Genomic DNA, 10296 nt, shown 5'->3' on the forward strand with positions numbered 1-10296 from the left:
GCATGCTGGCCCTGGCCGCCGCGATCTGGCACAACTTCCAGACCGGCCAGGCGGTCAGCCGCTCACTGACCGCCTATGACCACTGACCGTATTTGGAAAGACTCGTCTAGTGACAGAAGTTCGCTCTTTCGGCGGAGGGGGCGGGGGACGACGCGCAGGGCCCCATGCCGGCGGAGGGAGGGCGTAACTCTCCGGCACGGAAGCCCTGTTGGTGACCAGCGACAGCGGCCTGGGTTGCTCAGTGGATGGTGATCCGCTCGATTTTGTGCACCTTCTTGCTCGGCGCCCCGACGCGAGCCCCAGATCGAACGCCGTCCACTTCGAGAGGCGGCCCGAATCCCACAACGGCCCACCCAGGACCGTCCGGTACTTGATGCTGACCTCGTAGATCGCGACGTCGATCGTCCCCGCGTTCGCGAAACACGGGTTCACCCCGTCGGCCTCGAAGTACAGGAGGCAAAGCCCGGGAGGGGCCGCGTGCATGGCCCTCCGAACCAACTCACCTGCACCAGGGCCATGAGAGGGCCCGGCCGGGGCGGCGGCTCTACGGCGAGCGCGCGGTGGCGGGGTTCGGACGCCCGCACCATCTCCCGCACTGTCGCCGTCCGCGACTCCCGAACCCCCGGCGGCCCCGTCCTCACCCCCTCCACCTGACGGCACTTCACCACCTCTCTCCACTGACCCTCACCACCACCGCCGCGTGAAAACGGTTCACCGCGTCGTCCACGCTGCGGATGAACCCCGACTCCGCGTTCCCCCGGCCGCTTCCCATGCTCTTGAACAGGGACAGCCGGAATCCGGTGATCCGGGTGTCGGGGGACTTGGGGATGAGGTCCGCCGGTTCGGGGCGCAGCCTCTCCAGGGTGCCGCGTGGCCCGCCGGCGGCCTCCCCCTCGACGAGGGTCTCGACGTGGAGGTCGGCGGGGGCGTCGGCCAGGTGTCGCAGGAGACGCTTGGCCCAGGTGAGGGGGTAACCCCCCTCGGGCGCGGGGATGTCGATCGACGTGCGGAGTCTCGCCGTGCGCAGGTCCGCGCCGACCGCCAGGATCCCCGGTGCCCCCTCGATCCGGAGTTCCGCCAAGAGCCGTCCGTCCAGGCAGAGTTGGTCGGCGAGACGGCTGCGGCGCTCCTTGGGGTCGGCGCCGCGCTTCGCACGCTGGACCGGCAGGACCTTCTGGCCCAGCTCGCCGCCGAGGCTGAGGCAGATCTGCCGGACCAGCCGCTCCCAGCTCTCGACGACGTCCAGTGCGCGAGGATCCCCGGCGCACAGCGTCTCGTCGTCGATGCCGTTGCGTACGGGGACCCAGGCGACGCCCATGTTCTGGAAGCCGTGGCAGCCGGAGTTGTCGTGGCGGAGGTAGTGCAGCAGTTCCAGGAGCAGCCAGGCGTGCGCCTTGTCGCCGACACCCTCGTGGCTGATCAACATCTGTGCCTGATGGGTGACTTCGGCCCAGGAGAGGTGCCAGAGAGCGACCTTGTGCTTACGGCGGCCGTCGACCTTGACGTCGACCAGGGGACTGCCGTCGAGGGCGACGTCGTTCGACAGGGTGATGACGGCCTCGTACCCGCGGCGTGCGGCGATGTCCATGTATGCCTGCACCTGTTCGGACTTGAGGGCGTTGCCGTTGGTCTTCGTCTCCACCAGCGCGGTCCACAGCTTGCCCGCGCGCTCGACGCGGATGACCCCGTCGGGACGCCTCGGGGTGTCGCCGTGCGGCAACGAGACCTCGGTGAACGTCTCCATCCGGCCCGCGGGGGCGCCGAACGCGGCCGTGAGTCTGCGGCCGAACTCCGGGACCTGTGCCATCACCGACAACAGGACGGAGGTCGCGCGCATCTCCCTGTCCCGGTCGCTCTTCAGCACGGAGACGGGGAACAGCCTCGCCTGCCGCCAACTGTCGTTCTCCGCGAGGGACTTCTTCGGAGCCTTGGGGACTGTGACCTTCTTCTTCGCGGTCCGGGGACGTACGGCCTTCTTCGACGCGGGGTCGGCGGCGGGCGGCCGGGGTGCGGGAACCAACTCCGGTGCCGCTTCCGCTGCCGGTTCTTCGACGGCGTCGTCCGCGCCGGCGTCGTCCTCGATGTCGACCCCGAAGTCCGTTGCCAGCCCGGCGAGTCCGGTGTCGTATCCCTGTCCGACCGCCCGGAACTTCCACTCCTCGCTCCGCCGGTACAGTTCGCCGAAGATGATCGCGCTGACCGCGCCCGCGTCCTCGATGGCGAAACGGACGAGCACGTCGCCGCTCCCGTCCGCGAGCGTCAGCCGCAGATCCTCCAACTCACCGAAACCGGCTCCCCCGTGGCGACTCGCCGCCACGACCATCCGGTCAACTCCCGCTGGGACAACGGTCAGATCAAAGCTGATCCGGTCCTCGTCGCCGCTCTCGGTCGGTGTCTTCCCCAGCATCTGCACACTGCCGTCGGCGGCGACGGGGTTGTTGTAGAAGTAGAAGTCCCCGTCGCCGCGCACCTTTCCGTTCTCGTCCAGCAGCAACACGGACACGTCCGCGTCGCCTTCCCCTGTCGGACTGACCCAGCTCAGGCTCACGATCACCGACCCGGCGCTCTCGCTCAGCTCCGCCAGCGCCACGTTCGACCCTTTGGTCATCTCCCGCATGTAACCCCCCAGGTGTGACGTACGGCACAACGTGAGACTGTAGTGCCCGGTGTGCGGGGCCGTGGGGTGTTCGGGAAGTACGCGCGCCGGAGAGTGTCGGCCCGCCCGTTCGTGGGGTAGGGCTGAGGGGACCCGTCCCGTTGGTCGAGGAGGTCGTCGTGGCTGATGAAGAGCTGGTGCGGTTGGCCGAGTCGTACGGGGTGGCGGCGGCGTTCAGTCCGGGGGCGGGGCGGGTGGTGGAGGCTTCGGAGGGGGCGTTGGTGCGGGTGCTCCGGGCGTTGGGGGTGGAGGCGGGGGGTGCGGAGGCGGTGCGGACGGCGTTGGAGGCGCGTCAACGGGAGCTGGAGGCACGGGTGTTGGCGCCCGTGATCGTGTGGTGGCAGGGGGAGGCGGGGCCGGTGCTGCCCGAGGGGGGTGCGGTGCGGGTGGTCACCGAGGCGGGGGAGGTGCTCGGGGGGATCGAGGAAGTCCCGCCGGGTGTCCACCAGTTGAGCGTCACGCTGCCTGACGGACGTGCCGGGTCCGCTCATCTCGTCGTCGCGCCCGCGCGGTTGCCCGCCCTGGAGAAGCGGTCGTACGGGATTCTCGTCCAGCTCTACTCGCTGCTGTCCCGGCGGTCCTGGGGGATGGGGGACCTCGGAGATCTGCGGGAGTTGACGGAGTGGGCGGGGCGGGCGCTCGGGGCGGGGTTCGTGCAGGTGAATCCGGTGCACGCGGGGGTGCCGGGGCCGCCGGTGGACCCGTCGCCGTACCGGCCGTCGTCCAGGAGGTTTCCCGATCCGGTGTATCTGCGGGTCGAGGAGATCCCCGAGTTCGCCTACGTCGAAGGGGTCGCCGAGTACCTGGAGTCGGGAGCAGAGCTGCGGGAAGGCGTGCTGGAGAAGGGGGAGTTGATCGACCGGGACGCGGTGTGGGCTGTCAAGCGGGCCGCGTTGGAGGACGTCGTCGCCGTTCCCCTCGGTCCGGGGCGGCGGGCCGCCTACTGCGACTTCCTCGCCGAGCGGGGAGAGGCGCTGGAGGATCACGCGACGTGGTGCGCGCTGGCGGAGGCGCACGGTGACGACTGGACGCGCTGGCCGGCGGGGCTGCGGGACCCGCGGTCCGAGGAAACCTCGCGGGCGCGGCGGGAGTTGATGGACCGGGTCGACTTCCACTGCCGGATCGCCTGGTACACGGACAGCCAACTCGGCTCGGTCCAGCGGGAGTCGGGGATGAGCCTCGGTGTCGTCCACGATCTGGCCGTGGGCGTGCATCCGGGGGGCGCCGACGCCTGGGCCCAACAGGACTTCTTCGCCCGGGGGATGTCCGTGGGAGCGCCGCCGGACGCCTTCAACTCCCTCGGCCAGGACTGGGGGTTGCCGCCGTGGCGGCCGGACCGGCTGGCGGCGGCGGGGTACGCGCCGTTCCGGGAGCTGCTGCGGGGGCTGCTGCGGTACGCGGGGGCGCTGCGGATCGACCACGTGATGGGGCTGTTCCGGCTGTGGTGGGTACCGGAGGGGGAGGCGCCGGCCGACGGGGCGTACGTCCGGTACGACGCGGAGGCGATGCTCGCGGTGCTCGTGCTGGAGGCGTCGCGGGCGGGAGCCGTGGTGATCGGGGAGGACCTGGGGACCGTCGAGCCCGGGGTGCGCGAGGCGTTGCGGAGGCGGGGAGTGCTCGGCACGTCCGTGCTGTGGTTCGAGCGGGACTGGGACGGGGACGGGCGGCCGGTCCCGGCGGAACACTGGCGGACCGGCTGTCTCGCCACGGCGACCACGCACGATCTCCCTTCCACCGCCGCCCGCTTGAGCGGTGAGCATGTCGAACTCCTGCACCGGCTGGGGCTGTTGACGCATCCGTACGAGAAGGAGCGGGCCGCCGCTGCCGCCGACGTGCGGGAGTGGCTCGGCGTGCTCGGTGTGGGATCCGGTGACGAGGAGGCTCAAGTCCGGGCCGTCTACCGGTACTTGGCGCGGACGCCCGCCTCGCTGGTGGGGCTGTGGCTGCCGGACGCCGTCGGCGACCGGCGTCCGCAGAACCTGCCGGGGACGTGGGACCAGTACCCGAACTGGCGGTTGCCGATCGCCGATGCGGCGGGGAAGCCGGTGAGTCTGGAAGAGTTGGCGGTGTCACCTCGGCTGCGTGCGTTGGTCGAGGTGCTGCGGTCCGTCGGGTGAGGGCACGGGGACCGGCTGCCCGGCGGGGGTTCACCCCGCGTGCACCCGCCGCAGCAGCTCCATCAACAGCTCCCCGTCCTCCGCCCCGAGCGGCGCCAGCAGCTCCGCGTTCGCCCGTTCCGCGAACTCCGCGCAGCGCTCCAGCACTTGGCGCCCCGCCGCCGTCACCCGCACCGCGTTCTTCCGCCGGTCCGACGGGTCCGGCTCCCGCACCGCGAACGGACAAAGGGGCGTTGCGGGTCGTGGCCGCCGTGAGCTCCGCCGGCAAGACACCGGGTGGCCGACTGGTCGCCTTCGGATCCGGGGGCGGGACGGTCGACGCATACGAACTACTCACCCGAAGCGCCTCCGTCACCGGGTTCCAGATGGCCGCGATCGCACGCCGGGAACCCGAGACGTACGCCCGCTGGATCGGCGAACTGTGGCACCACCACACCACCGGCGCGCTACGGCCTCGCGTCTTCGCGGAGTTCCCGCTGACAGAGGCGGGACGAGCACACGAGGCGATCGAGTCCCACGCCAACCTGGGGAAGGTCGTCCTGGTCCCCCAGGGCCCCGGCATCCCCTAGGTGCACCCCGATAGGGCACCCCGGACGAGCGGGCTTCACCGGCGTTCGCTACTTTTGCACCGTGGACAAGAAGAACGCCTTGCGCGCCGGCACCCTGGCGGCCGGTACGACGCTGATGATGCTGCTGATGTCGTCCCCCGCGCTCGCGCTCACGCGCGATGACGGTGACGACCCGGGTCCGGGCCTGAGTGTCGTCGACACGCTGGGGCTGTTCGTCGTCGCCCCCATCGCCATCTTCCTGGTGATCGCGGGCCTGGTCTGGGTCCTCGACAAGTCGAAGGACCGCGAGCCCAAGCCGTCCAAGGCCTGACGCCCGGCCGAACCGCGCGGACGCCGCCTTCACCGTCGTACGGAGTCTTTCGTACGACGGTGAAGGCGGCGTCCGTCGTGTTTTCTCACCCTTGAGAGCTACTGGTCCTGCACGGCCCCCGGCATCAGTTCGCGCAGCAGGTCGGCCAACTGGCCGACCTTTTCGGTGTCCAGGGCGGAGATGACGCCCTGCTGGACGGCGAGTCCGGCGGTCACCGCCTGGTCGACGGTCCGGAGTCCGTCCTCCGTGAGGGTGACCTTCAGGGCCCGGCGGTCGGTGGGGTCGGGGGAGCGGCGCAGCAGCCCGGCGCGTTCGAGTTTGTCGAGGCGCCCTGTCATACCTCCGGTGGTCAGCATCAGGGTGGAGGAGAGTTCCCGGGGCGAGAGGGAGTAGGGCTCCCCGGAGCGGCGGAGCGTCGCGAGGACGTCGAACTCGCCGCGTGAGACGCCGAAGGGGGCGTAGGCGCGCTCGGCGCGGTCGCCCATCGCGCGGGCGATGCGGGAGATGCGGCCGAAGACCTCCATCGCGGCGGTGTCGAGGTCGGGGCGGGCGACGGCCCACTGGTCGACGATCGCGTCCACGGGGTCCTTGGGGGGCGTACTCATGGGGCGAGTATCCCCCGATGGGCGGGCGCCAAGTGACCCGCGACCGACTTAGCCATGACCTGCTTACCTCTAAGTAGCTTGACTCTAATTCGCTTAGCGCTAAGCTAATCATCGTCAAGCTACCAACTCGGGGTGTGCCATGAAGTCCACGACCGTCCTCCTCACCGCCCTCGCCCCCATCTCCTGGGGCACCACCTACGCCGTGACCTCGGAGTTCCTCCCGCCGGACCGCCCCCTCTTCACCGGCCTCATACGCGCACTCCCCGCCGGCCTGCTCCTCCTCGCCCTCACCCGCACCCTCCCGCGCGGCGCCTGGTGGTGGAAGTCGGCTGTCCTGGGCGCCCTCAACATCGGCGCCTTCTTCCCCCTGCTCTTCCTCGCCGCGTACCGCCTCCCCGGCGGCATGGCGGCAGCCGTCTCCTCGGCCGGCCCCCTCTTCGTCCTGGCCCTCTCGGCACTGCTGCTGCGCGAGCGCCCGACGGTCCGCCCCCTCCTCACCGCCATGGCCGCAGCCCTAGGGGTCACCCTCGTAGTACTCAAGGCCGGCGGCGCCCTGGACCTCCTGGGTATCACGGCGGCCGTGGCCTCCACCGCCTCCATGTCCACCGGCACCGTCCTCACCAAGCGCTGGGGCCGCCCCGAAGGCGCCGGCCCCCTCACCCTCGCCGGCTGGCAGCTCACCGCCGGCGGCCTCCTGATCGCCCCCGTCGCCCTCGCGGCGGAAGGCGCACCCCCCGCCCTGGACACTCCCGCCGTCGCCGGCTACCTCTACCTCGCCCTCGCCAACACCGCCGTCGCCTACTGGCTCTGGTTCCGAGGCATCGGCCGCCTCTCCGTCGCCCAGGTCTCCCTCCTCGGCTCCCTCTCCCCCCTCACCGCCGCGATCGTCGGCTGGGCAGCCCTGGACCAGTCCCTCACGGCGCTCCAACTCGTGGGGATGGGCCTGGCGTTGGGAGCGACGGTCGCCGGACAGCTCAGGCCCGCCGGGCGGAGGACGACGACGGTGACGGCGACCGGCGTGCGGAACCTTGAGCGGGCGAGTTCTTGACGCGGCACCGCCGAACCCCACCGACAGCGAAAAGCGCCCGGAGCCGAAGCCCCGGGCGCTTTTCCGCAACCGCCTACGCGTCAGCGGCCTGCGCCTTCAGCGCCCGCTCCACCCCGGACCGGGACTCCGACACCAACCGCCGCAGCGCGGCGTTCGGTTCGGCGGAGGAGAGCCAGGCGTCCGTGGCGTCCAGCGTCTCCTGGGACACCTGGATCGACGGGTACAGCCCCACCGCGACCTGCTGCGCGATCTCGTGGGACCGGGTCTCCCAGATCGACTTGACCACGGCGAAGTACTTCTCCGTGTACGGCGCGAGGAGTTCACGCTGGTCGGTCTGGACGAAGCCGCCGATGACCGCTTCCTGAAGGGCGTTGGGAAGGTCGGCGGAGTCGATGACCGACGCCCAGGCGGCCTCCTTGGCGGCAGCCGTCGGCCGGGACGCACGGGCCGTCAGGGCGTGCCGCTCACCCGCCGCCGTCTTGTCCCGAGCGTACTCGGCGTCGATCTCCGCCTCGTCGAACCGCCCGACGGACGCGAGGCGTTGGACGAACGCCCAGCGCAACTCCGTGTCCACGGCGAGCCCCTCGATCGTCGAGGACCCGTCCAACAGGCCCTCCAGAAGCGCGAGTTGCTCATCGGTGCGAGCCGTCGCCGCGAACGCCCGTGCCCACGCGAGCTGGTGGTCGCCACCCGGCGCCGCCGCACGCAGGTGCTCCAGCGTCGCCTCGGTCCAACGCGCCAGCAGCGACGGACGCTTGGCCGGAGCCGCGTACAGCTCCAGCGCCAGCTTCACCTGCCGCTGGAGGGACTGGACGACGCCGATGTCCGACTCCTTGCCGATGCCGGACAGCACCAGCGAGAGGTAGTCGCTCGTCGCGAGCTCCGCGTCCCGGGTCATGTCCCAGGCGGAGGCCCAGCACAGGGCGCGCGGCAGGGAGGACTCGAAGTCGCCGAGGTGCTCGGTGACGAACGCGAGGGACTCGGCGTCGAGACGGACCTTGGCGTACGACAGGTCGTCGTCGTTCAGCAGGAACACCGCCGGACGGCGCTTGCCGACCAGTGACGGGACCGCCGTCAACTCACCGTCGATGTCCAGCTCGATGCGCTCGTCGCGCACCAACTTGCCGGTCTCGTCGTCGAGTTCGTACAGGCCGACGGCGATGCGGTGCGGACGCAGGGTCGGTTCACCCTTCGCGCCGGCCGGCAGCGCGGGCGCCTCCTGACGGACCGCGAAGGAGGTGATGACCCCGTCCGCGTCCACGGCGATCTCGGGCCGCAGGACGTTGATCCCGGCCGTCTCCAGCCACGCCTTCGACCAGGACTTGAGGTCACGCCCGGAGGTCTCCTCCAGCGCGCCGAGCAGGTCCGACAGCCGCGTGTTGCCGAACGCGTGCCGCTTGAAGTACGCCTGCACACCCTGGAAGAACGCGTCCTGGCCGACGTACGCGACGAGCTGCTTCAGGACGGAGGCGCCCTTGGCGTACGTGATCCCGTCGAAGTTGACGAGGACGTCGTCGAGGTCGTTGATCTCCGCCATGATCGGGTGCGTGGACGGCAGTTGGTCCTGCCGGTAGGCCCACGTCTTCATCGAGTTGGCGAACGTCGTCCAGGAGTGCGGCCACCGGGAGCCGGCGGCGTCCGCCTGGCAGGCGATCGACGTGTACGTCGCGAACGACTCGTTCAGCCAGAGGTCGTTCCACCACTCCATGGTGACCAGGTCGCCGAACCACATGTGCGCCAGCTCGTGGAGGATCGTCTCCGCGCGCGTCTCGTACGCGGCGTCCGTCACCTTCGAGCGGAACACGTACTGGTCGCGGATGGTCACTGCGCCCGCGTTCTCCATCGCACCCGCGTTGAACTCGGGGACGAAGAGCTGGTCGTACTTCTCGAACGGGTACGCGTAGTCGAACTTCTCCTGGAACCAGTCGAAGCCCTGCCGGGTGACCTCGAAGATCGCGTCGGAGTCGAGGAACTCGGCCAGCGAGGGGCGGCAGTAGATCCCCAGCGGCACCGACTGGCCGTCCTTCTCGTACACGCTGTGCACCGAGTGGTACGGGCCGACGATCAGCGCCGTGATGTACGTCGAGATGCGCGGCGTCGGCTCGAACTCCCAGACGTCGTCCTTCGGTTCGGGCGTCGGCGAGTTGGAGATCACCGTCCAGCCGGTCGGCGCCTTCACCGTGAACCTGAACGTCGCCTTCAGGTCCGGCTGTTCGAAGGAGGCGAAGACGCGGCGGGCGTCCGGCACCTCGAACTGCGTGTACAGGTACGCCTGTTGGTCGACCGGGTCGACGAACCGGTGCAGACCCTCACCGGTGTTGGTGTAGGCGCAGTCCGCGACGACCCGCAGGACGTTCGGCCCCTCCAGCAGACCCGGCAGGGCGATCCGGGAATCCTTGAACACCTCGGCGGGGTCCAGCGCGTCCCCGTTCAGCGTCACCTCCAGCGCGGCCGGGGCGACCAGGTCGATGAACGACTCGGCGCCGCTCTCGGATACATCGAAGCGCACCGTGGTCACGGACCTGTAGGTGCCGCCCTCCTGCGCTCCGGAGAGGTCCAGATCGATCTCGTACGAGTCAACGGTGAGCAGCTTCGCCCGCTGCTGCGCCTCTTCGCGAGTCAGGTTTGTGCCAGGCACGCGTTCATCTCCTCGTTATGCGTGGGTTGTGGTCATCTTTCCACGCGCTCTCGCCCGGCACCCAGCCGATATGGCATCCGCCAGCGCGCGCACTCCCCGGCTCTCCCCACCGCGCGCCCACACCAACCCCAGCGCGGATTCCGTCAACCCCTCGACGGGGACGTACACGATGTCGTCCCGCCGGTGCGCGGCGGCCGACGGCTCGCACAGCAGCATCACCCCCCGCCCCGTCGCCACCAGCGTCAGCGCCTCCTGGAGAGTGCCCGCCAGCGGTCCGTGCGGCGCCGGCGCCTGCTCGGCACGCCAGTACGCGGGCGCCGGGGGAGCGGGCCCCACCAGCGGCTGCGCCACGA

9 protein-coding genes and 1 pseudogene are annotated in these 10296 nt (G+C 70.5%); 5 read left to right on the plus strand and 5 right to left on the minus strand.

Features of this window, described 5'->3' with window-relative positions:
• The first annotated feature begins 516 nt into the window (after positions 1-516).
• Positions 517-654, plus strand: coding sequence for a hypothetical protein (locus ACVNF4_RS26265; protein ID WP_461805343.1), 138 nt, complete (start codon positions 517-519; stop codon positions 652-654).
• Between the two features lie 7 nt (positions 655-661).
• Here the strand turns inward: ACVNF4_RS26265 and ACVNF4_RS26270 are convergent, their stop codons facing one another.
• Positions 662-2617 carry a TerD family protein gene (locus tag ACVNF4_RS26270; protein ID WP_461805344.1) on the minus strand — a complete coding sequence of 652 codons (1956 nt, stop codon included), beginning with the start codon at positions 2615-2617 and terminating at the stop codon, positions 662-664.
• Between the two features lie 158 nt (positions 2618-2775).
• Here ACVNF4_RS26270 and malQ point away from each other — a divergent pair, with 158 nt between their 5' ends.
• Complete coding sequence (gene malQ, locus ACVNF4_RS26275; protein ID WP_461805345.1) at positions 2776-4773, plus strand: 4-alpha-glucanotransferase; 1998 nt, start codon at positions 2776-2778, stop codon at positions 4771-4773.
• A gap of 30 nt (positions 4774-4803) precedes the next feature.
• Here malQ and ACVNF4_RS26280 read toward each other — a convergent pair whose 3' ends face one another.
• Positions 4804-4986: a MarR family winged helix-turn-helix transcriptional regulator gene (locus tag ACVNF4_RS26280; protein WP_461805346.1), complete on the minus strand. Its 183-nt coding sequence runs from the start codon at positions 4984-4986 to the stop codon at positions 4804-4806.
• 47 nt (positions 4987-5033) lie between these two features.
• Here ACVNF4_RS26280 and ACVNF4_RS26285 point away from each other — a divergent pair.
• Together ACVNF4_RS26285 and ACVNF4_RS26290 are read left to right on the plus strand one after the other, a co-directional pair.
• A pseudogene (locus tag ACVNF4_RS26285) lies at positions 5034-5342 on the plus strand (zinc-binding dehydrogenase); the annotation flags it as partial.
• Between the two features lie 61 nt (positions 5343-5403).
• Positions 5404-5652 carry a hypothetical protein gene (locus ACVNF4_RS26290; protein WP_461805347.1) on the plus strand — a complete coding sequence of 83 codons (249 nt, stop codon included), beginning with the start codon at positions 5404-5406 and terminating at the stop codon, positions 5650-5652.
• 98 nt (positions 5653-5750) lie between these two features.
• On the opposite strand, the gene ACVNF4_RS26295 is transcribed toward ACVNF4_RS26290, so the two are convergent.
• Positions 5751-6257 (minus strand): MarR family winged helix-turn-helix transcriptional regulator, encoded by a 507-nt coding sequence (locus tag ACVNF4_RS26295; RefSeq protein WP_461805348.1) that lies wholly within the window; start codon positions 6255-6257, stop codon positions 5751-5753.
• A 139-nt stretch (positions 6258-6396) separates the two neighbouring features.
• Between ACVNF4_RS26295 and ACVNF4_RS26300 the strand changes: the two genes are divergently transcribed.
• The gene (locus ACVNF4_RS26300; RefSeq protein ID WP_461805349.1) at positions 6397-7305 is read left to right on the plus strand and encodes an EamA family transporter; all 909 of its coding nucleotides are present in this window, start codon (positions 6397-6399) and stop codon (positions 7303-7305) included.
• 73 nt (positions 7306-7378) lie between these two features.
• On the opposite strand, the gene pepN is transcribed toward ACVNF4_RS26300, so the two are convergent.
• Both pepN and ACVNF4_RS26310 read right to left on the minus strand, forming a co-directional pair.
• Entirely contained in the window at positions 7379-9943 is a 2565-nt protein-coding gene (gene pepN, locus ACVNF4_RS26305) for an aminopeptidase N (RefSeq protein ID WP_461805350.1), read from the minus strand.
• 15 nt (positions 9944-9958) lie between these two features.
• Positions 9959-10296: LysR substrate-binding domain-containing protein (locus ACVNF4_RS26310; protein WP_461805351.1), on the minus strand; the 338-nt coding region annotated here is incomplete at its 5' end.

This window comes from Streptomyces sp. S6, assembly GCF_054880855.1.

Excerpts from the sequence above, each read along its gene's own strand:
- ACVNF4_RS26265 (WP_461805343.1), top strand. The coding sequence starts at position 517 with ATGAGAGGGCCCGGCCGGGGCGGCGGCTCTACGGCGAGCGCGCGGTGG.
- ACVNF4_RS26270 (WP_461805344.1), bottom strand. The coding sequence starts at position 2,617 with ATGCGGGAGATGACCAAAGGGTCGAACGTGGCGCTGGCGGAGCTGAGC.
- ACVNF4_RS26295 (WP_461805348.1), bottom strand. The coding sequence starts at position 6,257 with ATGAGTACGCCCCCCAAGGACCCCGTGGACGCGATCGTCGACCAGTGG.
- ACVNF4_RS26300 (WP_461805349.1), top strand. The coding sequence starts at position 6,397 with ATGAAGTCCACGACCGTCCTCCTCACCGCCCTCGCCCCCATCTCCTGG.